This is a genomic window from Streptomyces sp. NPDC057280, from assembly GCF_042668605.1.
In the GTDB taxonomy this organism is placed as follows: domain Bacteria; phylum Actinomycetota; class Actinomycetes; order Streptomycetales; family Streptomycetaceae; genus Streptomyces.
Window position 1 is genome coordinate 81,454 of the sequence record NZ_JBHUYR010000017.1, and the last position, 24,627, is coordinate 106,080.

Annotated in this window: 28 protein-coding genes, 1 tRNA gene and 3 pseudogenes; 13 read left to right on the top strand and 19 right to left on the bottom strand. The window is 67.9% G+C overall.

Going from position 1 to position 24,627, the window contains the following annotated elements; all coding sequences use genetic code 11:
- Positions 1–21: 21 nt before the first annotated feature.
- Complete coding sequence (locus tag ACFUO4_RS44220) at positions 22–456, bottom strand: hypothetical protein (protein ID WP_383496587.1); 435 nt, start codon at positions 454–456, stop codon at positions 22–24.
- A gap of 117 nt (positions 457–573) precedes the next feature.
- Here ACFUO4_RS44220 and ACFUO4_RS44225 point away from each other — a divergent pair, with 117 nt between their 5' ends.
- The 6 genes and pseudogenes from ACFUO4_RS44225 to ACFUO4_RS44250 all read left to right on the top strand — a co-directional run.
- A complete protein-coding gene (locus tag ACFUO4_RS44225; protein ID WP_383496590.1) occupies positions 574–1,824 on the top strand; it encodes an IS256 family transposase in 1,251 nt (416 codons plus the stop codon).
- Entirely contained in the window at positions 1,821–2,426 is a 606-nt protein-coding gene (locus tag ACFUO4_RS44230) for a histidine phosphatase family protein (RefSeq protein ID WP_383496593.1), read from the top strand. The genes ACFUO4_RS44225 and ACFUO4_RS44230 overlap by 4 nt, the downstream gene beginning before the upstream one ends.
- Positions 2,427–2,905: 479 nt before the next feature.
- A pseudogene (locus tag ACFUO4_RS44235) lies at positions 2,906–3,741 on the top strand (IS256 family transposase); the annotation flags it as partial.
- Positions 3,742–3,922: 181 nt separating this feature from the next.
- Positions 3,923–5,191, top strand: a complete 1,269-nt coding sequence (locus tag ACFUO4_RS44240) for an IS110 family transposase (RefSeq protein ID WP_383496596.1) — start codon at positions 3,923–3,925, stop codon at positions 5,189–5,191.
- A 135-nt stretch (positions 5,192–5,326) separates the two neighbouring features.
- A pseudogene (locus ACFUO4_RS44245) lies at positions 5,327–5,791 on the top strand (transposase); the annotation flags it as partial.
- 39 nt (positions 5,792–5,830) lie between these two features.
- A pseudogene (locus ACFUO4_RS44250) lies at positions 5,831–6,109 on the top strand (GNAT family N-acetyltransferase); the annotation flags it as partial.
- Between the two features lie 370 nt (positions 6,110–6,479).
- On the opposite strand, the gene ACFUO4_RS44255 reads toward ACFUO4_RS44250, so the two are convergent.
- The 7 genes from ACFUO4_RS44255 to ACFUO4_RS44285 form a co-directional block, all read right to left on the bottom strand.
- Positions 6,480–7,394, bottom strand: a complete 915-nt coding sequence (locus ACFUO4_RS44255) for a replication-relaxation family protein (protein ID WP_383496599.1) — start codon at positions 7,392–7,394, stop codon at positions 6,480–6,482.
- A gap of 306 nt (positions 7,395–7,700) precedes the next feature.
- Positions 7,701–8,417, bottom strand: a complete 717-nt coding sequence (locus ACFUO4_RS44260; RefSeq protein ID WP_383496602.1) for a hypothetical protein — start codon at positions 8,415–8,417, stop codon at positions 7,701–7,703.
- A gap of 56 nt (positions 8,418–8,473) precedes the next feature.
- Positions 8,474–8,911, bottom strand: coding sequence for a hypothetical protein (locus tag ACFUO4_RS44265; protein ID WP_383496605.1), 438 nt, complete (start codon positions 8,909–8,911; stop codon positions 8,474–8,476).
- 28 nt (positions 8,912–8,939) lie between these two features.
- On the bottom strand, positions 8,940–9,809 hold the full coding sequence (locus ACFUO4_RS44270) for a GNAT family N-acetyltransferase (protein WP_383496608.1): 870 nt from the start codon (positions 9,807–9,809) through the stop codon (positions 8,940–8,942).
- Between the two features lie 83 nt (positions 9,810–9,892).
- Positions 9,893–10,060, bottom strand: coding sequence for a hypothetical protein (locus ACFUO4_RS44275; RefSeq protein WP_383496611.1), 168 nt, complete (start codon positions 10,058–10,060; stop codon positions 9,893–9,895).
- On the bottom strand, positions 10,057–11,184 hold the full coding sequence (locus ACFUO4_RS44280; RefSeq protein ID WP_383496614.1) for a radical SAM protein: 1,128 nt from the start codon (positions 11,182–11,184) through the stop codon (positions 10,057–10,059). Before ACFUO4_RS44280 ends, ACFUO4_RS44275 begins: the two co-directional genes overlap by 4 nt.
- A gap of 450 nt (positions 11,185–11,634) precedes the next feature.
- Positions 11,635–11,994: a hypothetical protein gene (locus ACFUO4_RS44285; protein ID WP_383496617.1), complete on the bottom strand. Its 360-nt coding sequence runs from the start codon at positions 11,992–11,994 to the stop codon at positions 11,635–11,637.
- Positions 11,995–12,183: 189 nt separating this feature from the next.
- Here ACFUO4_RS44285 and ACFUO4_RS44290 point away from each other — a divergent pair, with 189 nt between their 5' ends.
- From ACFUO4_RS44290 to ACFUO4_RS44305, 4 genes are read left to right on the top strand one after another with little or no spacing between them, the layout of a single operon-like run.
- Positions 12,184–12,603: a hypothetical protein gene (locus ACFUO4_RS44290; RefSeq protein ID WP_383496620.1), complete on the top strand. Its 420-nt coding sequence runs from the start codon at positions 12,184–12,186 to the stop codon at positions 12,601–12,603.
- Complete coding sequence (locus ACFUO4_RS44295) at positions 12,563–13,087, top strand: DUF6879 family protein (protein WP_383496622.1); 525 nt, start codon at positions 12,563–12,565, stop codon at positions 13,085–13,087. The genes ACFUO4_RS44290 and ACFUO4_RS44295 overlap by 41 nt, the downstream gene beginning before the upstream one ends.
- Positions 13,088–13,094: 7 nt before the next feature.
- Entirely contained in the window at positions 13,095–13,949 is an 855-nt protein-coding gene (locus ACFUO4_RS44300; RefSeq protein ID WP_383496625.1) for a helix-turn-helix domain-containing protein, read from the top strand.
- Between the two features lie 9 nt (positions 13,950–13,958).
- On the top strand, positions 13,959–14,141 hold the full coding sequence (locus tag ACFUO4_RS44305; RefSeq protein ID WP_383496629.1) for a DUF397 domain-containing protein: 183 nt from the start codon (positions 13,959–13,961) through the stop codon (positions 14,139–14,141).
- Positions 14,142–14,569: 428 nt separating this feature from the next.
- Here ACFUO4_RS44305 and ACFUO4_RS44310 read toward each other — a convergent pair whose 3' ends face one another.
- Positions 14,570–15,085, bottom strand: coding sequence for a hypothetical protein (locus ACFUO4_RS44310; protein WP_383496632.1), 516 nt, complete (start codon positions 15,083–15,085; stop codon positions 14,570–14,572).
- A gap of 205 nt (positions 15,086–15,290) precedes the next feature.
- Here ACFUO4_RS44310 and ACFUO4_RS44315 point away from each other — a divergent pair, with 205 nt between their 5' ends.
- Positions 15,291–15,857 (top strand): VanZ family protein, encoded by a 567-nt coding sequence (locus tag ACFUO4_RS44315; protein ID WP_383496635.1) that lies wholly within the window; start codon positions 15,291–15,293, stop codon positions 15,855–15,857.
- A gap of 56 nt (positions 15,858–15,913) precedes the next feature.
- Here ACFUO4_RS44315 and ACFUO4_RS44320 read toward each other — a convergent pair whose 3' ends face one another.
- The 5 genes from ACFUO4_RS44320 to ACFUO4_RS44340 form a co-directional block, all read right to left on the bottom strand.
- Complete coding sequence (locus ACFUO4_RS44320; RefSeq protein WP_383496637.1) at positions 15,914–16,159, bottom strand: hypothetical protein; 246 nt, start codon at positions 16,157–16,159, stop codon at positions 15,914–15,916.
- Positions 16,160–16,378: 219 nt separating this feature from the next.
- Complete coding sequence (locus ACFUO4_RS44325; RefSeq protein WP_383496640.1) at positions 16,379–16,936, bottom strand: hypothetical protein; 558 nt, start codon at positions 16,934–16,936, stop codon at positions 16,379–16,381.
- 145 nt (positions 16,937–17,081) lie between these two features.
- On the bottom strand, positions 17,082–17,537 hold the full coding sequence (locus ACFUO4_RS44330; protein WP_383496643.1) for a hypothetical protein: 456 nt from the start codon (positions 17,535–17,537) through the stop codon (positions 17,082–17,084).
- Entirely contained in the window at positions 17,530–18,018 is a 489-nt protein-coding gene (locus ACFUO4_RS44335) for a hypothetical protein (protein ID WP_383496646.1), read from the bottom strand. The genes ACFUO4_RS44330 and ACFUO4_RS44335 overlap by 8 nt, the downstream gene beginning before the upstream one ends.
- 297 nt (positions 18,019–18,315) lie before the next feature.
- A tRNA-Ile gene (locus ACFUO4_RS44340) sits at positions 18,316–18,389 on the bottom strand.
- 345 nt (positions 18,390–18,734) lie between these two features.
- Here ACFUO4_RS44340 and ACFUO4_RS44345 point away from each other — a divergent pair.
- Both ACFUO4_RS44345 and ACFUO4_RS44350 read left to right on the top strand, forming a co-directional pair.
- Entirely contained in the window at positions 18,735–19,985 is a 1,251-nt protein-coding gene (locus tag ACFUO4_RS44345; RefSeq protein ID WP_383496649.1) for an IS256 family transposase, read from the top strand.
- Positions 19,982–20,587, top strand: a complete 606-nt coding sequence (locus ACFUO4_RS44350; RefSeq protein ID WP_383496593.1) for a histidine phosphatase family protein — start codon at positions 19,982–19,984, stop codon at positions 20,585–20,587. The genes ACFUO4_RS44345 and ACFUO4_RS44350 overlap by 4 nt, the downstream gene beginning before the upstream one ends.
- A 223-nt stretch (positions 20,588–20,810) precedes the next feature.
- On the opposite strand, the gene ACFUO4_RS44355 is transcribed toward ACFUO4_RS44350, so the two are convergent.
- From ACFUO4_RS44355 to ACFUO4_RS44375, 5 genes are all read right to left on the bottom strand, one after another.
- A complete protein-coding gene (locus ACFUO4_RS44355; protein ID WP_383496652.1) occupies positions 20,811–21,986 on the bottom strand; it encodes a DUF932 domain-containing protein in 1,176 nt (391 codons plus the stop codon).
- Between the two features lie 431 nt (positions 21,987–22,417).
- Positions 22,418–22,984 carry a hypothetical protein gene (locus tag ACFUO4_RS44360; RefSeq protein WP_383496655.1) on the bottom strand — a complete coding sequence of 189 codons (567 nt, stop codon included), beginning with the start codon at positions 22,982–22,984 and terminating at the stop codon, positions 22,418–22,420.
- Between the two features lie 141 nt (positions 22,985–23,125).
- Positions 23,126–23,638, bottom strand: a complete 513-nt coding sequence (locus ACFUO4_RS44365; RefSeq protein WP_383496658.1) for a hypothetical protein — start codon at positions 23,636–23,638, stop codon at positions 23,126–23,128.
- Positions 23,639–23,725: 87 nt separating this feature from the next.
- Positions 23,726–24,079 carry a hypothetical protein gene (locus ACFUO4_RS44370; protein WP_383496661.1) on the bottom strand — a complete coding sequence of 118 codons (354 nt, stop codon included), beginning with the start codon at positions 24,077–24,079 and terminating at the stop codon, positions 23,726–23,728.
- Positions 24,080–24,193: 114 nt separating this feature from the next.
- Positions 24,194–24,565, bottom strand: a complete 372-nt coding sequence (locus ACFUO4_RS44375) for a hypothetical protein (protein ID WP_383496664.1) — start codon at positions 24,563–24,565, stop codon at positions 24,194–24,196.
- Positions 24,566–24,627: the final 62 nt, after the last annotated feature.

Below are 24,627 nucleotides of genomic sequence, written 5' to 3' on the forward strand. Positions count from 1 at the left end.
CCTCCGCGCCCGATTCTGCAGTCAGGCAATCCGAAGCTGGCCGACCGCGGCGGCGTCGAGTTCCGCTGAGAGGGCCATCTGTTGGGCGATTGCCGCGGGAGCGCCGAAGACTTGGCAGATCATCTCCCCTGCCCGGTTCATCGCCTCAGGCAGGGTCCGACCGAAACTGGCTTCATTGAGTTGGTACGTAGTGGCGGAAAAATAGCCGTCTGACCAGCTGACTCTGAGCGTGATCGGAACGCTCTTGAGGGTCTGCCAGTCGTTGGCGCGTGCCATCTCGATCAGCGTGGCGCTGGGGTGGCGCGCTCCCTCTTCCCGGCCGTCCAGCCACGCCTCGACGGCCGGGATGTCAGCGACGATGGTGTCAGAGTCGGCGCGATGGTCGTAACAGTGGTACAGGGCCATCTGGTTGACGTGGATGACGAGGAGTGCCTCGCCGAACGTGCCGAGGAGCAATGCTTGGGACTTGTGGATCAGCCCCGGGAGGGACGCGGAGGGCGTACCTTCCCGAATGATCCTGTGATGGTCACCGAGTAGGCCCGCGTTCGCAGCGCGGGTCGGGAGGGCACGCCCGTGCTCAGCGTAGTCACCGACGACGGCTCCACCCAGTCAGGCTCCCTGATCGACGAGATCGTCCGCGAAGGCGCCCGCCGGATGCTCGCCGCCGCGCTGGAGGCGGAAGTCAACCAGTACATAGCCGAGTTGGCGGCCGAGACCGACGAGCGCGGGCACCGCCTGGTGGTCCGCAATGGCCACCACCGACCGCGGACCGTCATCACGGCGGCGGGCCCAGTCGAGGTGAAAGCCCCGCGGGTGAACGACCGCCGCGTCGACGACGCCACCGGCGAGCGCAAGCGGTTCTCCTCGCAGATCCTGGCGCCGTGGTGCCGCAAGTCGCCGAAGATCTCGGAAGTACTGCCGCTCCTCTACCTGCACGGACTGTCGTCCGGGGACTTCGTGCCCGCGCTGGAACAGTTCCTCGGCGGCACGGCCGGCCTGTCGCCCGCGACTATCACCCGGCTGACCAGGCAGTGGCAGGACGACCACGTCGCCTTCCAGGACCGGGACCTGTCGGACCGGGACTTCGTCTACGTGTGGGCGGACGGGGTGCATCCGAAGGTCCGTCTCGGGCAGGCGCACTCGTGCGTCCTGGTCCTGCTCGGCGTCCGTCTGGACGGCACCAAGGAGCTGATCGCGCTGGCGGAGGGCCTGCGGGAGTCCGCCGAATCATGGGCCGACCTGTTGCGGGACTGCCGCCGACGCGGCATGCGCGATCCGGAACTGGTCATCGGCGACGGCGCAATGGGCCTGTGGAAGGCCCTCGCCGAGGTGTTCCCCGCCGCGCGGCAGCAAAGATGCTGGGTCCACAAGGCCCGTAATGTCGCGAACTGCCTGCCGAAGTCCGCACAGCCGGGCGCGGCGAAGGCGCTGCAGGAGATCTACAACGCCGAAAGCCGCAGCCACGCCGAGCGAGCGGTCGAGGCGTTCGCCCGCACCTACGGTGCGAAGTGGCCCAAGGCGGTCGCGAAGATCACCGATGACCAGGACGAGTTGCTGGCGTTCTACGACTTCCCGGCCGAGCATTGGGTCCACCTGCGGACCACCAACCCCATCGAGTCCACGTTCTCCACGGTCAAGCTGCGGACGAAGGTCACCCGGGGCGCGGGCAGCCCCTCTGCGGCCCTGGCGATGGTGTTCAAGCTGGTGGAGTCCGCTCAGACCCGATGGCGCGCGATCACCGGAGCCCATCTCGTCCCCCTGGTCCGGGCCGGTGCGAAGTTCGAGAACGGCGTCCTGGTCGAGCGAGAGGAGCTGGCGGCATGAGCGTGCGGGTCCGGGTGTGGTGCCTTCGCCACGGCGAGTCGCAGAACGTCACGGACAACGTCGCCGGGGCCGTGCCGAGCGCTCCGCTGACCGAGCGGGGCCATGAGCAGGCCGCTCTCGCGGCCCGGACTCTGGCCGGCGAGCGGATCGGCGCGGTCTACTCCAGCTCGGCCTTGCGCGCACGGCAGACCGCCCAGCCGCTGGCCACTGCAGCCCGCGTTGACGTCCAGGCCCTGCCCGACCTCGTGGAGGTCGGCATCGGCAGGCACGAGGGAAGCAGCGATCCGGCCGTTCGACGGCAGACCGCAGACGTGCTTCGCTCCTGGGTGGTCAACAACGACCTGACACAGCAGGTCGGTGACGGTGAAACCGGCTTCGCGGTCACGGCCCGCATGGGCAAGGCGTTCCAGACCATCGCCGAGCAGCACCGGGGCGAGACCGTCGCCGTCATCGGCCACGTCGCCAGCCTCACGGTCGCGCTCGGCCAGCTCTGCACCCTCGGAGCCGCGGTCTGGGGCACGCCCCTGCCCCACGCGCAGCCCTTCCTCATCGAGTGGGACGGCTCCACCTGGCACTGCCCCTCATGGCCAGGAGCGAACTGACGCACCGCAAACCAGACGACCCAATCCACAAGTCTTGACGATTGCTCCGTGCCGAGGCTCCACGTGGCCTCCACCCCGTGGAGGTCAAAGTCGAAGTGCCAGCCGGTTCGGCCAGCAAGGAGATTGCCGAGCGCTCGCCAGGCGGGGAGGCTTACGAAGTCGCCGCCGAAGGACTCGCAGATCGTTTCGTAGTCATTATTCGCGAACCTCGTCCGAACCGACCGGTACGCGGGAGTGCTGTCCATGTTCGGAGTGTAGGAACGGGAACAGCGCGTCGCTCCCCTTGGCAGGCCTCCGGCGACGCGCGCCTCACCGCGTGACGTCACCGGCACGCGCTCTCGTGAGGTTTTCTGGGCGCCCAGGGCAGCCCGAGGACGAGCCCCACACGACTGTGGTGGGACCCTTTGGCCGGGCTCCTGACTTGTTCAATCGGGACTGTAAGACGTTCGGTGTAACTCCCGATCATGGAAGATGCATCGATGACCAGCGAGAACGTGTCCGAGTCCGTGGGTGCCGAGTCCACAAGCGCGGTGTCGGCGAAGGCTGTTGACGACCAGTTGATCGACGAGCTGGTGCACCGGGCCCAGGCGGAGGGGCTGCAGCTGACCGGTGAAGGCGGGCTGCTGCAGCAGTTAATCAAGCGGTTGCTGGAGTCTGCTCTGGAAGGCGAGATCACGGACCATCTCGGCTATGACAAGCACGACCCGGCTGGCAAGAACGGCGGCAACTCCCGCAACGGCAAATGCACCACCGTGCTGACCGACGTCGGCTCGGTGGAGACAATGGTGCCGCGCGACCGGGACGGCTCCTTCGAACCGAAGATCGTCAAGAAGCGGTAGAAGCGCCTGACCGGCGTCGACGAGATGGTCATCTCGCTCGCCGCGAAGGGCCTGACCACCGGTGAGGTGCAAGCCCACCTGGCCGAGGTCTATGGTGCCGAGGTCTCCCGCCAGACAACCTCGACCATCACCGACCAGGTCCTCGAGGGCATGGCCGAATGGCAGAGCCGCCCCCTCGACGCCGTCTATCCGGTGGTCTTCATCGATGCCATCCACGTGAAGACCCGCGATGGCGCGGTCGCCAACCGGCCCATCTACGTGGCCTTGGCCGTCACCACCGAAGGCCGGCGGGAGATCGTGGGCTTGTGGGCCGGCGACGGCGGCGAGGGCGCTAAGCACTGATGCACATCCTCACCGAGATCAAAAACCGCGGCGTCAGCGACTTGCTCATGCTGGTCTATGACGGGCTGAAAGGCCTGCCCGAGGCGGTGGAGACGGTCTGGCCCAGGACGATCGTGCAGACCTCATCCGTGCACACTCCTTGGTGGCGGGAATTCCCCGCCGGTCACCGCGCCAGCGGGAGAGGACCTATGCAGACGCGTTGCCTTCGAGGCCCCCATGCAGACCTGTCCCTCCCGCTGGAGGCGGGCCGCGAACTGGCCAGCGGGAGTCGCGCTTCGAGCGCCGAGATGAGGTACCAGCGGGGCCGCCCGGTCGGTGACCTGGACCGACAGGACGGAACCCATGGACCACTCGTTACCCACCAACACTGCAGATCCAGCCGGGGTGTTCGCCGGCATCGACTGGGGCAACGCCCATCAGCAGCTCTGCCTCGTGGACGAGGCCGGCCAGGTCGTGCACCAAAGGCGCTACGCGCACACTGCTGACGGCCTCGAGCGTCTGGACGGACACCTGCGCCGCCACGCACCACTGGCCGGGATAGCCATCGAACGAGGCGAGGGCCTGCTGGTCGAGCGTCTTCAAGCCGCAGGTCACACCCTCTACTGCGTCTCACCGAAGATCTCCGCGCGAGCGCGGGAACGCTACCGGATGGCACCGAAGAAGGACGATGCCTTCGACGCGTTCGTCCTGGCCGACAGCCTCCGTCACGAATACCGGCACTGGCGGCCACTGCCGGTCGCCTCACCGGCCCTGGCCGAGCTGCGGGCCGTCATCCGCGACCGCGAACGCGTCATCTGGAACCAGCGCGACCTGGAGAACCAGCTCCGAGCCATCCTCGAGTCCTACCACCCCGCCGTGCTACACCTGTTCTCCTCCCTCGACCGCGACATCAGCCTCGCGTTCCTGCAGGACTACCCCACCCCTGAGCAGGCCCGCCGCGTCGGCCCTGAGCGGATGAAGGCGTTCACCGGCCGTCACGGTTACTCCGGGCGCACTCGTCCCGAAGTGCTGGTGGAACGACTGCGTACGCACCTGCTGACCGCAGCCCCGGGCACGGTCGCCGGCAAGCAACTGACCGCCGTGCTCTTCGCCGAGCAACTCGCCCTGCTCAACGACCACATCCGCATCCTTAACAAACGGATCGATGAACTCCTGGCCACCCACACAGACGCGCCGATCTTCCTCAGTTTCCCTTGCATGGGGCGCTCCTGCGCGGCAACTCTGCTGGCCGAGATGGGCGAGGACCGCGATCGTTTCCCCACCCCGGCCGCGCTCATGGCCGAGACCGGAGTTGCCCCGGTCACCCGTTCCTCCGGTCGCACCCGGCAAGTCCGCTTCCGCTATGCGGCCAACAAGCGAATGCGCCACGCAGTGGACTGGTGGGTCTTCAATATGGCTCGCGAAGTCCCTTGGGTGCGTGAGGCATACGAGGAGGCCAGGGCCCGCCGTCAGCCTCACAACCCCGCTATCCGCGGTCTCGGCACCCGCTGGGTCCGCGTCCTCTGGCGTTGCTGGCAGGACCACACCCTCTACAACCCCGACCTCCACCTCAGCAACCGCACGGAGGCCGATCTGACAGCCTGAAGGCCTCCTGCGCCGTCTGACCGAAGCCGCGGGACGATCACGCCACCGACCCTCGGCTCTTTGGCATGCCGGCAGCCCCTTCCGAAACAACACACGCCTCGTGATCCACAACCCGGAAGGTTGACAGGGGGAGTCTGCGTCGTGCATCTGCTGCGGAACTCCTTCCGCTATGCCGCCCGCCAGGACTGGGACAAGATCGCGCGTCTTCTCAAGCCGGTCTACACGGCGCCGACCGAAGAAGCCGCCCTGGACCGGTTCGCCGAGTTTGCCGATGCATGGGGCAGGAAGTATCCGGCGATCGTGAAACTGTGGGAGAACGCCTGGGAGGAGTTCACCCCGTTCCTGCGGTTCGACACCGAGATCCGGCGCATCGTCTGCACGACGAACGCGATCGAGTCGGTGAACGCGCGGATCCGTCGGGCGGTGAAAACCCGTGGACACTTCCCCAACGAGCAAGCCGCGTTGAAATGCGTCTACATGGCGATCATGTCCCTCGACCCCACCGGCAAAGGCCAGGCCCGCTGGACCATGCGCTGGAAGACCGCCCTGAACGCTTTCGACATCACCTTCGACGGCCGCCTGTCGGCGGCCCGTCAGTAACCCCAACTACCCAGTTACACCACTCGTTTGACAGTCCCGCGCTCCACCGGCTACGAGCCGTCGAGTGGCTACACATCCACGTATGCCGTGTCCGAGGTGATGGTGCGCCCCCGGTGGCGCAAGCAGGGCATCTCAGAGCGGCTGCACGAGTTGCTCTTGAAGGAGCGCACGGAAGACCTCGCCGTCTTGCTGGTCGACGTCACCCACCCCAAGGTGCAGGCGCTTTACGAGACATGGGGTTATGCAAAGGTCGGGGAGCAGCAGCCGTTCGCCGATTCCCCGGTGTACGCGGTCATGGTCAAGGATCTTCGGGCCTGAGACAGATCACGAGAGTTGAGCGTGTGCCCCGGGACGTTGAGTGTCCGTGGAACCGGAAGTCCGGGGCTCGACGTCATGCTCGGAGCACGTTGATCTGGCGGAGGTGAGATGTGGAAGGCGAACCGCCCTGGTGGGGGGTCATCGCGATCTCGGCAGGGGTGACGGTGCCGTGGTCGTGCTCGGCCTGGGCTGGGCGCGAAGGAGGCCCGGACGGTAGACGGCGCCCCAGCGTCCTTCCACTCAACGTTCTCTACGTTGTTGACCGGGACAGGGCGAACTCCTGACACGTCCCGCTCGACAGGGATCGCCTGTTGGTATCGCCACGGCCTGATCACCGCTGAGTACCTCCGGGAGTTGCGGGTAGTTCTGGTCACAGCTCGGTCCAAGGTCGGGGTTCGCCTCCGGCGAGTGGTGTCCAGACCGGTGTGGTCGGTCCGTGTTGTTCGATGTCCTCGAGAACGGCGGCGCCCAGTGGTACCTCCCGGGCGAGGGCTGCGACGAGCGGGTGTTGGGCGGTCATGGCCTGCAGGTCGCTGATGCGGTCCGTCAGCCTTGCTCGGGAGGCGCCGGTGAGTACGAACAGCACGCGGGGGAAGACGGGGTACCAGCGCAGCCACGCCGGGCCGGTAGAGACGGGTCGGCGGCGGCCCACAGACTGGGCTTCGTACTGGAACAGCCTGGCGTACTCGATCAGCTTCACAGCCAGGCGCTCGCTGCTCATAGTCGTGCGGTCGACTTCCACAAAGGCGCGCAGCTTGCGCCGGTGTTCGCTGTCGACATGGGTGTAGTGCAGGACGGCGTCGGCGACGAGCCGTGCCCCCTCGCCGATGGAGTGGGCTACTTCGGGGGTCCAGTCCCAGGGCCCGTGTTCGTGTCCGAGGCGGCGGGCGTCGGCTGCGAAGGGGAGGTGGGCGCGGACGACGCACAGTGTGTGCGGCGTCTTCAGCGATGCTGCGGTGGTGGAGGTGATGGGGTAGGGCGGCCGGCCGCGCAGGAGGGGGAGGTCACGGGTGAGCCGTGCCCCGTCGGGGGTGAGGTACCAGGCGTGTGTCCGCGATCGGTCTGGTTCCTGCAGCGGGGTGAGGTCGACGAAGCCTGCGGAGCGCAGTTTGTTCAGCACGCGGGAGATGAGTTGGCGGGGGCTGTCGGGCCGGAGCATCTGCCGTAGTTGGCCGGTGGTGGCCATGCGGTGCAGGGCGAGCGCGGTCAGGACCTGCAGGCGCAGGGGTTCAGCCGGGCCGGGCGCCGGTTCGGCGGCCGGAACACCTGGAAGGGAATGGGTCATAGAGGCAGCCAACCTTCGGGCCCCGACCAGGACCCCGACCACGGAACCCCGACCAAGGTCACGGCTCAACAACGGCCTCGTGGTCGGGGCCATGGTCGGGGGCTGGGCGGCCGGCTGTGAGCCGTCCGTTCCGGCGGGTGGAAAAGAAGAAGAGGGCCGGTCCGCAGCAGCTTCTGTTGCTGCAGGGCGTGGTGGCGAAGCCACGCCATGCCGGCCCTCGGGCGACAGACGGCCCGCAAGAGACCAACCCAGAACCGGCTGTCGCGTTCACGGCGCGGTGCGCGGAGAGCCGCTCACCGCCGGGTCCTACCTCCTGGACCGCTGGGCGGCCTGCTCAAGGATGCGCCGCCGTGTCCAGCGTCGGCGCCCGTTTTGGCGGCCGGCGTTCTCGGCGATGCCGTCGGTGGTCTTGAGCAGCGGAAGGTTGCCCTGGGACAGACTGCTGGAGAAGGAGCTGAGGCTCTTGTAGCCGAGCAGGGCGGCCGCCTCGCTCGCGCCCAGGAGCTCGTCGGGGTCGCCGTCGACGGGAACCTCGGGGAGGGGCGGTGCAGGCTTGGTACCGGCGCGGCGTCCGCGGCCGGGCCGGCTCTGAAGCCAGTCCAGCAGCGTCTGAACGCGCCACTGCTGCCGGCGGTAGGGATTCTCAGCCGTGCCGAGTTCCTCGACGATGTCCGGCTCGGGGAAGTAGCCGGGGTGGTCGCGGACGAAGGTGGTGACCTGGTTGGGGTTCTTATAGCCGAGGAACCGGGAGGCCTCGGCCGCGTTGAGCAGCTCCTGCGGATCACGGGCGGGCGGCTTGTACCCCTGCAGCCGGGTCGGGATGCGGTGGGTGAACCACTCGGTGACCTCGGCGTGGTCCCACAGCCGGGCGCGGCCGCGGGTGGCGACGGGTTCGGGAAAGGTCTGGCTGGCCGTGTTCTGCTCGCGGCTGGTGTACAGGCTGCTGATCCGGGCGGGGGTCAGGCCGTGTTCGGCCGCGATCTGGGCAGCGTCGGCCAGGCGAGGCTCACGGTGCGCGGTCATGGCACAACCGTCCCTCCTGTCGGCAGTGCGCCGGCCAGCCCGGCTCACAAAACAAATTATGGCAGAAGTGTTGGGAGGGGTCCAGCCTGCGACTCGATTCTTCCCCGGTTGCCGCCCTGGCGGCGTCCCGCCTGTTCTTCGGGGATAAGGCAGGTGCCGTTGCGCGCAGCTGTCTCGGCCATCTGCGTGTACTTCAGGGCGGCGGGCGTCATCTCCCACTCGGTCCGCGCTAGTAGCAGGATCACCTCGGCGCGGTCCTTGGATGCATCACAGGGCATGCCGGTCGTCTCCGCAGCGGTCATCAGGCCCGCGGTGGCCAGCCCGACGAGACGTGCTGCGATGTCCCGGTGTAGTTCCTTGAGGCCTTGCTGGTATAGCTCGTTCGCCTCGCCCAGGAGCGGCAGCAGGCCGTGGTCGCGGGCGGCTGCAGCGAGATCGAGGCTGGAACCCGCGGGTCTTGGATCGCGGATACTCGGGGGTATGTGATCTGGCATCACGCGGCCCCTGTGGCTTGGATGCAGGTCAGGCGGTCTGCCAGTACGTGAAGCCGAGGGAGTTCAATCCTTCGGACCGGCATAGACGATCTGAGGCGCCTGCGACTTCGGTCTGGAGGAGTTGGTACGCGGCGCCGTTGGCCTGTCCCCAGTACATGGCGGCGCGCCACAGCAGGCGTCCCAGCCCTTGACCGCGGTGTTCCTGGAGGACGCCGAAGTACTGCGGCATCAGCTGAGGGACGCCGATCGCGTCGGGGCGGATCTCCATAGGACCGATGGCGCCGGCCACCCGGCCCTTCACGGCGGTGATGAAAACGGGCCCTACGGTTCCTGCCTGCATCTGCTGGTGGAGGAAGGCGAAGCCGTCCGCGGCCATCCGTTCGGCGAAGCTGGCGAAGGTGTCTTGTACGGTGGCCGGCCACTCATGGAAGAGACGGACAGGGCCATCAGGAGGTGGGCAGACGGCTGTCCTGAAGTCCTGGAGCTGGATGCGCGTACCGCGCCCGACCGCAACTTCCGGGCCGAGGAAGCGCACGATCCGTGCCGTCGCTGCCCCATGTTCGGCGGCCAGCTTCTGGGCCAGTTCGGTCGCCGTGAGCAGGCTGGCGGGCTCGGTGCCGTAGAGGTGGACCTTGACCATGCCGGCGCCGCGTCGGGACAGCGTGGGAATGAGCGTCTGGCTGGGCTGGTGGGCGATGTCTGGGACAAGGATGGTCTCGTCCTTGCTGTCGGACCAGCGGATGTCCTTGTCGTAGCGCAGGAACCAGCGCTCGGTGGAGGCCGCGATCAGGGTGTCCGTGAACAGGTCCTCGGTCAGGACGGACGGATGGACGGGGCCGATGGTTGGCACGTAGGGCGCCAGCAGCACTGGACGAAGCCAGTCCCAGCGGAATCGCATGTGCTTAAGGTACTCATCTCGTACTCGAAGGCTCAGGCCCTGACGCGATGGCGCCAGGACCTGAGCACGGGGGAGCGGAAGGGTCAGTTCGGGTTGTCGTCGCCGGCCGCGCAGGAGCAGGCGCTGCCCTCCATCAGGGCATCAGCGTCCCTTTCGATGACGACCGCGGTGGTGGCGACGAGCGTGGCGGACACGGTCGGGCGGACGAGTGGCGGGCGGCTGGTGAGGATCTCGACGGGTACGGGATTCATGCGTGCACCGTCTCCTTGGTGTAGGTGTGCTGGCAGTAGGTGTGCAGTGGTGCCTTCGCCTCCTGGTAGACCTTCGCGAGCGGTCGGCACACCCGGCAGGAGCCGGAGAGCGAACAGCCCGAGCAGCCACCGGTGCGAAGCATCAGCCGGTCGGAGATTGCTCCGAGTCGGCGAAGACCGTCGAGGCCTTCGGCCATGAGGTCGATCTGGTCATCACGGCCGATCTTGCAGATCGAGACCTTGGCGTGGGGGTCGGCGTGGAAGAAGGTCACGCCGGCGTTGCAGCCCTGGAAGACCGGTCGCTGACGCAGGTGCTCGCTGGACTGGACGAGCAGGGGCTCGCCGGTGCCGGAGAAGGTCGGCTGCATGTTGGTGTAGACGTGGTGATCGAGGCCCCAGCTTTGGACGAGGGCCACCATGGCGTCGACCTCGTGAGCGTTGTCCTCGGTGACTACGACGGAGACCCGCAGGGGCAGACCGGCGTTGCGGGCCGCGGCCATGCCCTTGTTGAAGTTCTTCCAGGCGCCCGTGCGCTGGGTGAGGGCGTCGAACGATTCCTTGGTGGCGCCGTACATGCTGACGACGACGCGATAGGGCGGGCAGTCACGGAACAGTCGCAGCAGGTCGGGCTTCCACAGGCGCGAGGCGTTGGTGGAGACCGTGAGCATCATGCCCTGGCGGTGGGCGTACCGGTACGCGCCCTCGAAGTCGGGGTCGAGCGTGGGTTCACCGCCCGTTATCTGCAGCCACAGCACCCCGGCGTCGCGGAAGATGTCGATGAGCTTGACCTTGTCTTCCCAGCTGAGGCCGGCCAGAGGGCGTTCGCCGAGGTAGCAGTGCTTGCAGCCGAAGTTGCAGTAGAGGTTGATTTCCCAACTCGCCCGGGCAAATCCGAACTCGGTCGGTTCGCGTACCAGGAGCGCCGAACCGGCGTTCCGACCGTCCAGATCGAGGCCCCAGGCTTCGGCGGCGGTGGTCGCCAGCCAGTCAGGTACGTGGTCGTCCGTCCGGGCACGGTGCTGTAAGTCCTCGTAGCGCTCGGCCGGCAAGCGCACACAGGTGGCGCTGCCGGGCCGGACGGCCAGGTAGCCGTCCAAGAACGGGCTGACGATCAGCTGGTGCATCCAATACCTCCTGGGGCTTAAGCCCCACCCCGGCTCGCACAGCGGAACCAAGCCGGAGCGGAAGCTATACGGCAGGACGCGCGTCCCGCCGCTGGTTGTAGGAGCAGACGACGTGGCGACACCAAGCGCAGCAGTCGCCACACGCGAAGGGAGGGGCCGGCACGCCGCCTGCCTCGACTGGGCCCATGAAGATCAGGAGCTGATCAGGAGCTGATCGGGGCGGCGGCAGAGCAGACATGGTCCTGGACCCACGGGCGAGGGGTCATGCCCCGGCCTCGATGCGCTCTTGGCGAGTCCGTGTCACCACGAGCTGGTCTGGTTTGTCGGCCGGCCACTCGGAACGGGCCGCAGCCCGGAGGATGGGCACGCCGTGGCTGACGTCCGTCACGATCGCGCGGCATCCGGGCTGGTACTCGACCTCGTCCCCCACGCCAGGCAGCCTTCTGTCCTTCATTGCGGCACCCCTCCGCTCGTCTCGGCGTAGACCCACATCAGACGCCGGGTGAGGTGCGCTACGTCGCGCATGAAGAAGAAGGCTGTGAAACTCGGCGTCTGTCTGCTGGGGCGGTTGGTCAGCTCCAACAGCTTGTACGCCCGGCGGAACAGGTCCATGACTTCGTCATCGTCATCAGCGCCCAGGTCTTCGGCCAGGAGCAAGCTCAGGAGACCAACGACCCTCGTCGTTTTGAAGTCGATGTCCTCTCGGGTCGACGTGCTCAGCTCCATCCTCAGCACGTCATCTGTGGTGTCCGAGAGCAGCTCCACATCGATGGGCAAGCTGTCGACGCTGGCCTTCGGTTCCTCGGTCACGCTCGCCACCACACTTCTCCCCTCGACGCTGCCTGCGGACTTGGGTTCGAGACGACCGTAGGGCGGCTTCCGTCCAACCCCCAAGAAGATTGCGCGAGTTTGCAGAAAGCCGATTGACGGGCTCGAACGGGCCCTCGACCATCGGGATATCGCGCAAACAAGCGCAAGGCAGCAGACAGGGAGAGCGCCATGAAGCTACGGTTCCTTGGTAAGAACTCCACCGTGGGCGACTGCCCCACCCTGTACGCCACGGACCGGGACACCTACCTCGTGCAGGGCTGGAAGATCTTCGCCAACGACCTGCTGATGCAGCTCGACGTCCCCGAAGGGCAGACGGCTGTAGAGGTGCCGACGGAACTGTTCGAGTTCCTGAAGGAGGACGGACTGACGGTCGGCGCATTCAAGCGCCTCGAGGACCCGATCATGATCCTCACGCCCGGCGGCACCTACGTCGTCCAGGGCACGCAGGTGACCGACCCCGAGGCCCGGTCCCAGATGGAGATTCCGGACTACGAGACCGTGGTCGAAGTCCCCAAGACCGCGATCACCGCCCTACTGGAGGAACCGCGTGGAGCTGATCTCCAGCGCCAAGCGCAACCAGCTCTTTGAGACCTTCACGTCCGACGCCTTCCACCTGGAGCTGAGGGACGACTACTCCATCCCGGACGAGGACGGCCCCTACGAGAGCTGGCTGCGCGGCGAGCCCGTCGATTACTCGTACATGGAGCCGTGGATGCAGCTCATCAAACGGGTCACCAGCGAGGGCAGGACCGTCCGGCGCGTACGGGTCGTTACCGAGCCGCACACGCCGTACATCCAGTGGGAGCACAGCGCGACCACGCACAACGAAGAGGCCGGCGAGGACATCCGGTGGCTGCCCCGTCACGTTCTTCCCGACGAGCTGGTCCTCCCCATGGGCGGTAACGACTGGTGGCTGTTCGACGACCGCCTCCTGGCCGTCGGCCACTTTGACGCCGGCGGCCGCGTGCTCGGCTCGGAGCTGATCGAGGCTCCGGCGGTCGTTGCCGCGTGCGTCCGCATCCGGGACCTGCTCTGGAGCCTGGCCACCCCGCACCGCGAGTACAAGCCCTGAACCATCCGTGAGCAACCAAGCACAAGAAACACGCGAGGCATTGGGAGCCCGGCTGCGCGGTTTCCGGAAAGACGCCGGATTCACCAGCGGCCGGGCATTGGCCCGCGCCCTCGGGTGGCAGGAATCGAAGGTCTCCCGACTGGAGCACGGTAAGCAGAACGCCAGCGAGCAGGACATCCGGGCCTGGTGTACGGCGACCCGGCAGGAGGAGCACATCCCTGACCTGGTCGCCACCGTGCGCCACATCGACGAGCTGTGGCTGGAGTGGCGCCGGCAGGTTCAGACGGGCGCCGCGACCAGGCAGAAGAAGTCCTTGCCTGTGTACGCCCGAACCAAGGTCTTCCGGATCTGGCACCCCAACCTCATCTGGGGCACCTTCCAGACGGCGGACTACGCCGCTGAGATCTTCCAACAAGCCGTCCGGTTCCTTGAGTTCCCCAACGACACCGAGGCTGCCGTCGGCAAGCGGCTCGAACGCCAGCGATACCTCTACGAGGGCAACCGGATCTACAACGTCCTCCTGGGCGAGCAAGCCCTGTACTCCAACGTCGGCGGACCGGAAGTGATGAAGGCCCAACTCGACCGCCTACTGGCCTTGATGGGATTGCCCCGCGTCAGCCTCGGCGTCGTCCCCCGAGCCGCCGCGACACAGATCTGGCTTGGCCACGGCTTCTCGATGTTCGACGACAAGCTCATCCTGGTGGAGACCTACTCGGCCGAGTTCTCCGTCACTCAACCCCGAGAGATCGACCTGTATGCCAAGGCCTTCGCCCTGTTGAAACAGTCCGCGGTCTACGGCACCGCCGTCCGTGACCTCATCCTCACCGCCACCCAGTACTTCGATCAGCTACCGAGCGACTAGGAGAACACCGTGCAGCCTGTGACCCCGAACTGGCGGACAAGCACCTACACGGGTACAGAGAACTGCGTTGAAGTAGCCGACAACGACCCGACCATGGTGATGGTGCGGGACACGAAGGCGCCCCGTGGCGGCTTGCTGGCCGTCCAGCTGACGACCTGGGCGGCCTTCGTCGAGTTCGCCAAGGCGGGATAGCGATGGACGGCCGCGAGGTTGCCCTCATCGGCACCGTACAGACCAGCCTCGGCCCGGGCGGGCGGAGCTTCGCGCTTGCGGTGCAGCAGTCCTGCCCTGATTCGGGGGCGGCGAGCAGCGCGGCTTCGGTGTGCAGGGGATACAGGCACCGGGTGATTTCGCCGGCCACGTGGCGGGCGCTGTGGGCGGTGGCCCCGATCCGGGGGTGCGGTCATGGTGGTCTCGTTCGGCAGGGCGACCTTCCCAGTTTCCGCACTCTCGCTGCGGGCATCGACCGAGACGTTGATGCCGTCGTTGCCGGCGTGACCCTGCCCTGGAACTCCGGGGTCGTCGAAGGGCATGTCCATCGGGTCAAGATGCTGAAGCGTCAGATGTTCGGCCGCGCCCGTTTGACCTCTCGCGTCAACGAGTGCTGCTTGCGTGACGTCCTAGACCGGCTCCTCGTAGGCATGGATCTCGGAGGGCACACGAGCAAGCAACAGCTCTAGGTGCCCTTCCATGGCGGCGAGCCACTCGTCGAGGTCCGTGTCGGCGTCGTGGAAGAACCAGGAGTTGAAGCTTCCCAGAGCGTCCAGGGCGGGTTCGCACTCGTAGCGGAGTTCGCAGTGAATCTGTACGTAGTGGTCGTGCTCACCACCGTCGTCGTTGATGTCGAACTGTCGCGTGAGGTCCACCGTGAACATCGGACGCCCGCTGAAGGCGTACGTGCCGTACTGGAAGAGCAAGCCGTCTGAGTCGGGGGTGGGCGCGGTGGCAAAGCGCTGGCGCGCGAACCGCATGAAGGCCAGCCATGCAGCCCGCGTGGTCAACTCGGTCTTCGCCGATCGCTCGACTGCCAGCTCGGCACGCAGGACATCGAGGGGTCCCTCTACCCGCGGTCTGTCGTGCACGTCAGCTCTCCCCGGTTCGTGAATCAGCACCCTAACCTCGTAGGGCCGGATCACATCCAGTCCTGACCCGCTTGGCAGCCACCTCCCGGCTCGCAACGCTCAGTCACTGCTGCACGGACAGGCGGGTTGCTTCGGCTTGGTGGTAGGCGGCGGACCAGGTCGGGTGAGGTAGCGCAGGAGGCCGGGGGCGCGGTTTTCATACGCTGGCGATATGTGTCACCGGTGAGACTGCCGGTGGCATGCGGGCGGAGGGGGCAGGGTGCGACTGGACGGGGGGCATTGGGTCGGCACGTTCACGGGGGTGGTGTTCCTGACGGTGGCTGCGCTGCCGTTCGCCGCGTGTGCGGTGTGGGTCCTGGCCCGTCGGCGGAGGCTCGTCGGTGTCATGGCGGCGAGAGCGTGGCGCATGTCGCTCGCTGAGGTGGGCATTGTCTACGGGACGGTGCCACCGGTCTGGCTGATCCTGCTGCCGGGCGACGAGGGCCGGGCGGTCGTGAGTCTGCTGCCGCTGCGGGACCTGCTGGCGATGGACGCGGGGCAGGTCGTCGGCAATCTGCTGGTGTTCGCGCCGCTGGGGTTCCTCGTCCCGCTGCGGTTCGCACCGCTGGCATCAATGCGGCGGGTTGTGGCACTCGGGGCCGGCTGCTCGGTCCTGGTCGAGACGGCGCAGTACGTGCTGCGACTGGACCGGGTGTCATCCGTGGACGACGTGCTGCTCAACACCGCCGGGGCCGCTCTCGCCGCGCTGCTGTCACGCCGCTGGTGGCGCGCCGTCGGTAGCCTGTCGGCTCCCGCGGGAGGATCGGTTCGGGAACGGGCTTCGTAGCTCACGGCTCTTGAGCCTGGCCCCTGCCGCAGGCTGCCAAGGTTCAGTGGGAACACTCAACCGTCAGTGCGACACGACAACAGCGGCTGGACCGGGACGTGGCGGCGGTCGGCGTGGTCGCGGGAGAGGGTCAGGCTGTTGCGGTGGCCGGTGTGGCTGCGCCTGGGCCGCGGGAGGTCTTCGTCGGGGGCGGTGGTCGTGTAGGCGTTCACGGGGCGACGACAGGCGCGGACGGCGGTGAACTGGTCCCAGCGGTTAGGGGTGCCGGTGCCGCGCATCGCCCCGCCCACCTTGAACACCATGGCGTCCTTCTCGCCGGCTGGCGGTGGGGTGTACGGGGCTGGCGGGCGTCGTGTCGGTGGTCAGGTCGGGCTGGTCGTGGGCTGTGGTTCCTCGGGGCTGGACGGGGTGGGTTGAGGGGGCGTGCCGCCCCTGCGGTCGGGGAAGGGGGGTGGGCGCAGGGGCGGTGGGCGGTTTTGGGGGTGTGGACCGATGTTGCACCAGAGCTTTTTGACGGGTGTTCAGTATGGTGCCATCACGAGGTCACCGATCACCTGCAGGTCGACTTGGGTGGCCAGCCACGGTATGCGTTCGGCCTCCACTTGTTTGGCGTGGATGAACACCGTGTGATCGGCTGCTGGGTCTTGCAGATCGAGGTCGCGGGCATGCACGCACAGGGTGACGAACGCGCCGCGGGTGCCTCCCGCTCCCAGACCTATCTCTGGGGCCTCGGGCCAGGCGTTGAAGTCCCACCGGGCCGTCGCCGGGCTGTCGCCCACCGCTTCGAGGAACGGCCTCACGGTCTCTGGTCTCTCAGCCCAGCTTCGCAGCCAGACGGGCAGGCAGGCCGAAGGATCATTCCCTGTGTCAGAGGCGCCGTCCCTGTCCCCGACAGCCCACCATGCAGCGTTCGGCAGCAGGGCCAGCAGCTGCGAGAGAGAGCGGGGCGAGGAGATGCGCGTATCGAAATCGACTTCCAGGTCTGTCAGGTCGGCGATTGCCAGCAGTCTCTCAACGATGCGCAGTGCTTCTGAGATGTCCGCCGTTCTCAAGACGGGCTGCGCGTAGGAGTTGGCCACGACGATCAGTGTGCCACCGCATGATTGTTGGTCACCCGGCCGTCACTCGTCGACTTCCGTGGTTCAGAACTTTGGGTAGAGGGTGGGCTGCAGTAGCCGTCTGCTGTGAGGGCGGGCTTCTCGCTCATGAGCGCTCCTCGGCGGGTCAGTGGGGGCGGTGCAGGGTGGGGGCGTGGCAGACACTGAACGGCGCGGCGTCATCCTGCGGGAGGGGGGAGAGGGCCTCGCGCAGGTCGGCGGGGTTGATGGGGTGGAGCCAGCCGTCGCGTATGTCCCATCCGCATGCGCGTTGGCCGGTGTTGGTGGCGATGGTGGCGATGAGGACGGCGTCAGCCACGGTGCTGTTCTCCAGGGCGAACGTCAGGAGCACGAAGAACCGCACGTACTGTTCGGCGGAGCTCTCCACACGGCAGGTGCCCGGTTCGATGGACACGGTGAGGTCGGCGTTCATTTCCGTTCCGTCGGTGCGTTCGGCCGAGAGGGCGAGTTCGTGTTCGCCTGTGCCGAGGGCGGGGAGCAGGGCGGTCAGTGCGTGCAGGGCGTGGCCCATGGCGGATGTCGTGGCGGCGTTGCCGGGCCGGGGGAGCTGCGGTTCAGTCATGGGGGTTCTCCTCGTCGGTGTCGGGGAGCTGGGGGAGGACGGGGGCGGGGTGGACCTCGCGTTCTACGGCCACGGGGTCGGGGCAGGGAACGACGGCGGCTTGGAGGCCGTCGGTGTCCAGGGGGTGGAGCCATCCGTCCTGCACAGCCCAGCCGCATGCGCGGGGGCGGGGCTCGGCGGCGGTGGTGGCGATCAGGACGGTGCTGCGCATGGTGCTGGCCTCCAGCGCGAACACCAGCAGCATGCGGAAGGTGCAGAATGCGTTGTCGTCCAGGACGGCCAGGCGCAGCGGCTGTATGCCGATGGAGAGATCGGTTCGGCCGGTGACGAAGGCGTGGTCGGTTCGCTCGGCGACCAGGTTCAGTGTGTGCTCGCCGTCGCCGAGTGTCTGGAGCACGGCGGACAGGGCGGTGAGGGTGCGGCTCATGGCGGCCTCGATGGCCTCGTCTCCAGGATGGGTGAGTGCTGGGCGTGCGGGCATGAGGGCTCCTTATGGGGTGGGGCGGTCAGTACAGGGCGGGGGTGTGCGTGGGCGACGGTCTGGTCGAGCGCTGTGAGGTCCGCGGGGGTTGGGCGCAAGGTGTGCGCTGTCGCCCTGGGTGTCCTTGCGGGCGCGGAGGTCTCGGCCTCGCAGGTCCTGGGCGTGAACGGGGCGGCGTCGGCGTTGTGTAGATGGCCGTTCGCCCTCAGGGCGCCGGGCAGTAACTGCGCGGGTCGCCCAGTACCTCGAACCGTGGTGCGGGGATCTCCATTGCGGTCGTGTGCGGTGGTGTGGGAGTAGTGCTGGCGGGGTTCGAACCCGCGACCTCAGGACTTATAAGATCCGCGCTCTGCCAACTGAGCTACAGCACTGCGGTGTTGGTCGTGCGGGCGGGCTGTCGAGGCCCGTGGACGGGGGCGGTGGGCTGCTGGCTTCGTGAGGGAACTGGGCGTCGGGGGCGGTGGGCGGTGCTTGCCGGCACCGCGGCGTCCGGCTGCGCGCACAGACATGAGGACTCCTTCCGGGATGGGGCGGGGTGGTGGGCGACGGAGGCCGGCGCACTGCGTCCGTGGGCGCCAATGGGTATGGGTCTGGAGCAATGCTTGGGACTTGTGGATCAGCCCCGGGAGGGACGCGGAGGGCGTACCTTCCCGAATGATCCTGTGATGGTCACCGAGTAGGCCCGCGTTCGCAGCGCGGGTCGGGAGGGCACGCCCGTGCTCAGCGTAGTCACCGACGACGGCTCCACCCAGTCAGGCTCCCTGATCGACGAGATCGTCCGCGAAGGCGCCCGCCGGATGCTCGCCGCCGCGCTGGAGGCGGAAGTCAACCAGTACATAGCCGAGTTGGCGGCCGAGACCGACGAGCGCGGGCACCGCCTGGTGGTCCGCAATGGCCACCACCGACCGCGGACCGTCATCACGGCGGCGGGCCCAGTCGAGGTGAAAGCCCCGCGGGTGAACGACCGCCGCGTCGACGACGCCACCGGCGAGCGCAAGCGGTTCTCCTCGCAGATCCTGGCGCCGTGGTGCCGCAAGTCGCCGAAGATCTCGGAAGTACTGCCGCTCCTCTACCTGCACGGACTGTCGTCCGGGGACTTCGTGCCCGCGCTGGAACAGTTCCTCGGCGGCACGGCCGGCCTGTCGCCCGCGACTATCACCCGGCTGACCAGGCAGTGGCAGGACGACCACGTCGCCTTCCAGGACCGGGACCTGTCGGACCGGGACTTCGTCTACGTGTGGGCGGACGGGGTGCATCCGAAGGTCCGTCTCGGGCAGGCGCACTCGCGCGTCCTGGTCCTGCTCGGCGTCCGTCTGGACGGCACCAAGGAGCTGATCGCGCTGGCGGAGGGCCTGCGGGAGTCCGCCGAATCATGGGCCGACCTGTTGCGGGACTGCCGCCGACGCGGCATGCGCGATCCGGAACTGGTCATCGGCGACGGCGCAATGGGCCTGTGGAAGGCCCTCGCCGAGGTGTTCCCCGCCGCGCGGCAGCAAAGATGCTGGGTCCACAAGGCCCGTAATGTCGCGAACTGCCTGCCGAAGTCCGCACAGCCGGGCGCGGCGAAGGCGCTGCAGGAGATCTACAACGCCGAAAGCCGCAGCCACGCCGAGCGAGCGGTCGAGGCGTTCGCCCGCACCTACGGTGCGAAGTGGCCCAAGGCGGTCGCGAAGATCACCGATGACCAGGACGAGTTGCTGGCGTTCTACGACTTCCCGGCCGAGCATTGGGTCCACCTGCGGACCACCAACCCCATCGAGTCCACGTTCTCCACGGTCAAGCTGCGGACGAAGGTCACCCGGGGCGCGGGCAGCCCCTCTGCGGCCCTGGCGATGGTGTTCAAGCTGGTGGAGTCCGCTCAGACCCGATGGCGCGCGATCACCGGAGCCCATCTCGTCCCCCTGGTCCGGGCCGGTGCGAAGTTCGAGAACGGCGTCCTGGTCGAGCGAGAGGAGCTGGCGGCATGAGCGTGCGGGTCCGGGTGTGGTGCCTTCGCCACGGCGAGTCGCAGAACGTCACGGACAACGTCGCCGGGGCCGTGCCGAGCGCTCCGCTGACCGAGCGGGGCCATGAGCAGGCCGCTCTCGCGGCCCGGACTCTGGCCGGCGAGCGGATCGGCGCGGTCTACTCCAGCTCGGCCTTGCGCGCACGGCAGACCGCCCAGCCGCTGGCCACTGCAGCCCGCGTTGACGTCCAGGCCCTGCCCGACCTCGTGGAGGTCGGCATCGGCAGGCACGAGGGAAGCAGCGATCCGGCCGTTCGACGGCAGACCGCAGACGTGCTTCGCTCCTGGGTGGTCAACAACGACCTGACACAGCAGGTCGGTGACGGTGAAACCGGCTTCGCGGTCACGGCCCGCATGGGCAAGGCGTTCCAGACCATCGCCGAGCAGCACCGGGGCGAGACCGTCGCCGTCATCGGCCACGTCGCCAGCCTCACGGTCGCGCTCGGCCAGCTCTGCACCCTCGGAGCCGCGGTCTGGGGCACGCCCCTGCCCCACGCGCAGCCCTTCCTCATCGAGTGGGACGGCTCCACCTGGCACTGCCCCTCATGGCCAGGAGCGAACTGACGCACCGCAAACCAGACGACCCAATCCACAAGTCTTGACGATTGCTCATGGGTTCTGCGCGCGGTCGGCTCCGCCGACGCGTCGCGCTGCTGCTGCGCGGCAGGGGCTGGGGTGGCGCGCTCCGCGCTCCTTGCGGGGTGGGGTCGCGCGCTCCGTGCTCGTGGGCCGGTGGGGCCCGTGCGGGCCGGGTTGGGGGAGTTGCCCGGCCCGCACGGGGGTCTTCTCAGCCGTGTGCGGCGGCGGCCGTCAGGGCGGGGACGGCGAGGGCTTCGAGGGTGGCGGCCTGGTCGGCGTCGGTGAGGGTCTGCGCGGTCGACGTGATGGCCTGCATCACGCCCCCGGCCGTCATCTGCCCGCCCCGGATGAAGTGGGCGAGGATGCGGTCCTTCGTCTCGGTGCCGATGCTGAGTGTCTTGGTGACGTACTCGATGGTCTTCGTCGGCTCCTGAAGCGTCCGACCGGCGGCGGCCTCCATCTCATGCACCTTGGCCTCGACGTACTCGCGGGACAGGAACGTGGTCACGGCGTCGGTGGTCTTGGATGTGATCAGTTCCAGCGTTTTGCGCTGGGTCTGGCCGGACCAGGACACCACTCCCTCGTCCTGCTTGCCTCCGAGGTGCACGGCGCGCATGACGTCGTGGGTCTGGGTGAGGCCGTTGCGGCAGACCTGGATGACCGCGCGCGGGGTGATGGTGTAGGCCCCGGCGCCGACTTCGCTGTTGGTGATGACGAACCCGGCGGAGATCATGGGGAGTTGTTCGCCGCTGCGGCCGTCGAACGGGGAGCGGTAGCCGCGCAGCAGGGTGCGGGCCTGGACCGCGACCGCTTCCGACTCCACCCGCACATACATCCGCCGGTCGCTCAGGTCGCATCCGGTGATGCGGGTGGGGTGTCCGGACTGCTGCACCCCGTCGAGGGCGGCGAGCAGCATGTCGAGGTTGTCCATCAGCTTGTAGCTGTCGGACAGCAGCGCACGGGCCACACCCTCACCGGCCATGCCGGGACCGTCCTCGCCCCGGAACGCGCGGAGCATGAAACGGCGCTCGGGCTCCTCGCGCAGCCACGCGTTGACGTTCTCGTCCAGCAGCTGGACGTTCTCCGCCCGCATCCGCCGCAGGTAGGCCAGCGGAATGCGGAGCTTGTCGGAGATTCCTTCGTCGGCAACGGCGGTCGGCCGGTAGATGCCGTCCACCTGCGTGACGCCGCTGGGCGTGAGCTGGGACTCCACGCCCTCGACGTGCACGTTGCCCTCACGCATCCGCAGCGCGGAGGCGGGGGCGACGACGTCGAGCTTGCGGCGCTGGCTGTCCTCCAGGATGTGGACCAGGTCGGACAGGTCGGCGTTGCGGGCGCCGGCGGGGGCGACGTTCGTGGCGCGTTCGGCGAACTGCTGAGTCATGCGGTGTTCCCCTTCGCTGTGGGTTGCTGCGGGGTCGGGGGGCGGAGCCACCGCCCTGCAGCAAACTCAATAATAGTGTGTTCTGATGGGGTGTGAACCCCCCTCTGAACTGCCGGACCCGGGTACCGCCGGTGCTGAACGGGCCGGTTCGGACCGGGCCTGCTCGCGGCTGACGGCTTCGGCCCACCGCTCGCCCATGCGGTCACGCGGGGCGGTGGGCGTCAGCCCGTAGGGTGGCCCGCGGCCCGCGGCCTGCCGGTCCGCGGTCACACCATGCGCGCGGCGGCCCCTCGCGGCTGCCGTGCTCTGCCGTCCGGCGCCGGTAGCGGGGGAGCAGGGGTCGGTCGGCTGGTCAGTGGCCGGCGGGTCTGGCTGGTGGGGCCGCGCCCTGCTGAGGAGGGGGTGCAGGGCGCGGCGGCTCGGTGGTGCGGTTACGTGGACTGCGGCTTGGTGGTGGCCGAGGTGGCGGTGAGGGCTTCCTTGATCAGGGCGTCGAGGGCCTTGTCGATATGCCGCCGGGCCCTGGGGCCCAAGTGGCAGCAGCTTTCCTCATCGATCCGCTCGAAGACGGCCCTGCGGGCTGGGCTCGGCGGGGTGACGCCGGGCATGACCCCGGCCTCGATCGCCCGCTGGCGGAAGTCGTCCCAGACGGTGCACCAGTCCTTCTCGTCCGCCAGATCATCCAGCTCGCCGACCGTGGCGGGCAGGGCGGTGAGCACCTGCCGCGCCTGCTCCCGGTAGTCATCGCAGTTCTCGGCGATCCACTTCACCAGCGGGTCGCCGGACGCCTTCAGGCCGTCCCAGGCGCCTTCTAGGGCGTCCTGGTATGCAGTCTGGGCCGCGTCGGCCTCCTGGTTGAAGGCGAGGGCCTGGCGGCGTGCCTCCTCGTCGTATCCGAACCGCCCCGGGTACTTCTCCTCCGCCGCTGCCACGGCCGCGCTGCATGCTGCCTGGGCGGCGTCGACGCTCTCGACGTATTTCCTGACCTCCGGCCACATGCGCCGGGCTCCCTGCGCTTCCACTGGTCGTTCCCCCTTCGGCGTTGGCTTCTGCGGGACCGGGGGGCGGGTCACCACCCCCCAACACATTCAATAATAGTGTGTTTTAGGGGTGGGTGAACCCACCCCTGACCAGCACACTCACCCCGCCACGCGGAATGCCGGTAACGGCGTCAGACTCGAACGACGCGCACCCGTCACCACCGTCACAGGCGCCACACCCCGCATCTCGCACAGGTCGTAGCGCACCTCCGGCTCACCGCCGAACGGATCGGCATGGACATGGATCGCCTGGACCCACCACTGGCCATGACGCCGGGTCACACTCCCGTGATAGTCCACCTTCTGCCACAGAGCAGGGTCGGCGAACTGTGACGTGACCTGCACCGCCCGCAGTCCGGCGAGCACGCGCGTGACGCTCTCCCCGTCGACCGGGACACCCTCCACCGCCGGGGCGGTGTGCCCGGTGCGCACCCCCATCGCCCACCCCAGCACGAAGAACGGCACCGCCACGTCCAACTGCTCCTGAGACACCCCCAGGGCGTCAGGCGCGCTCACGGCTCCCGCCAACTCCCGCAGCGCGTAAGCAGCCTGCTCGCCCTCCGCCTGCGTCACCGGCTCACCGGTACGGCTCATCATCTGCGTCTCTTCCATGATCCCTCCAGCCCGGGCCCGAGGCTCACCGCCCCGGATCCCCTGATCGGCAAGCAGCGCACTCGCCGCGCCGCTCCGTCTTCCCCTCTAGCGGCCGAGGACGGCCACGATGTCTTCCGCCCAGTGGTAGTGCTCGAAGAACGCGAGAGGCACCAGCGCGAACAGCCCGGCCATCAGGTAGTCATCCGCCTTGGCCCAGGCCCGGCAGGCGGCGTGGCCGAGGCTCCTGCGCCACGTGATCTCCACCGTGATCTCGCACCCGAAAACACGGGGATGGAACTCACGGTGAATCCGGCCCAACTTCCCACCCGGACGCGACACATGGACGTGGTGCATCCCGTCGGCCCGCTCGGCGATCCTCTCGAACTTCCACGACTGCCCGGTGTCCGCACCCGATTGCACCCGAAGGGTACGGCCCGTCAGAATTTCCTCGCCGGTCACACACGAAACAAGCTTCATGATCAGTTCCCCTCTTTTCCGATCACGCGTTGTGTGACCCCTGAAGAGGACAGCGGGAGTTCTTTTCCCCTCGCCCCTCAGAGGGTCTTCTGCGGGCTAGTTCAGAAATCCGCGAGAGCTGAGGAACTCAGCCGTGATGTGCGCGACCCCGCGCGGCTTGTAGATCTGCGGAAAACGCCGCATCTCCACCTCCGTACGTCCCATCTCGTCCGGCTCGGGGAGCTCGTGAACGAGCCGGTAAGGACCGTCACCCGACGGCATTTCCAGCACAACCGGGCCCACCTTGGTGTCGAACCGAATCCCGGTGTAGCGCGCATCGGAGTTGTGCACGATCACCGCACCCGCCCGCTGGCAGGCCAGGGGCAGGAAGTTCGCGACCGTCCGGGCCTGAATGGCCAGAGCGTTCATCGGAGCACCGGAGCCGCCGCGCACCCGCCGGACGATTCCGTCAGAGATCTTGATCTCCACGTTCTCCCCTTCGTTGATCCCTTGCAGCCTCCTGGGGGATGACCCCCAGTACTTCAAATAAT

Bases quoted from the DNA above. Each gene is read 5' to 3' on its own strand.
- ACFUO4_RS44265 (WP_383496605.1), bottom strand. From the start codon at position 8,911: ATGCCAGATCACATACCCCCGAGTATCCGCGATCCAAGACCCGCGGGT.
- ACFUO4_RS44355 (WP_383496652.1), bottom strand. From the start codon at position 21,986: ATGACTCAGCAGTTCGCCGAACGCGCCACGAACGTCGCCCCCGCCGGC.
- ACFUO4_RS44280 (WP_383496614.1), bottom strand. From the start codon at position 11,184: ATGCACCAGCTGATCGTCAGCCCGTTCTTGGACGGCTACCTGGCCGTC.
- ACFUO4_RS44350 (WP_383496593.1), top strand. From the start codon at position 19,982: ATGAGCGTGCGGGTCCGGGTGTGGTGCCTTCGCCACGGCGAGTCGCAG.
- ACFUO4_RS44330 (WP_383496643.1), bottom strand. From the start codon at position 17,537: ATGACTGAACCGCAGCTCCCCCGGCCCGGCAACGCCGCCACGACATCC.
- ACFUO4_RS44320 (WP_383496637.1), bottom strand. From the start codon at position 16,159: ATGGTGTTCAAGGTGGGCGGGGCGATGCGCGGCACCGGCACCCCTAAC.
- ACFUO4_RS44230 (WP_383496593.1), top strand. From the start codon at position 1,821: ATGAGCGTGCGGGTCCGGGTGTGGTGCCTTCGCCACGGCGAGTCGCAG.
- ACFUO4_RS44260 (WP_383496602.1), bottom strand. From the start codon at position 8,417: ATGACCGCGCACCGTGAGCCTCGCCTGGCCGACGCTGCCCAGATCGCG.
- ACFUO4_RS44255 (WP_383496599.1), bottom strand. From the start codon at position 7,394: ATGACCCATTCCCTTCCAGGTGTTCCGGCCGCCGAACCGGCGCCCGGC.
- ACFUO4_RS44275 (WP_383496611.1), bottom strand. From the start codon at position 10,060: ATGAATCCCGTACCCGTCGAGATCCTCACCAGCCGCCCGCCACTCGTC.
- ACFUO4_RS44360 (WP_383496655.1), bottom strand. From the start codon at position 22,984: ATGTGGCCGGAGGTCAGGAAATACGTCGAGAGCGTCGACGCCGCCCAG.
- ACFUO4_RS44365 (WP_383496658.1), bottom strand. From the start codon at position 23,638: ATGGAAGAGACGCAGATGATGAGCCGTACCGGTGAGCCGGTGACGCAG.
- ACFUO4_RS44335 (WP_383496646.1), bottom strand. From the start codon at position 18,018: ATGCCCGCACGCCCAGCACTCACCCATCCTGGAGACGAGGCCATCGAG.
- ACFUO4_RS44290 (WP_383496620.1), top strand. From the start codon at position 12,184: ATGAAGCTACGGTTCCTTGGTAAGAACTCCACCGTGGGCGACTGCCCC.
- ACFUO4_RS44270 (WP_383496608.1), bottom strand. From the start codon at position 9,809: ATGCGATTCCGCTGGGACTGGCTTCGTCCAGTGCTGCTGGCGCCCTAC.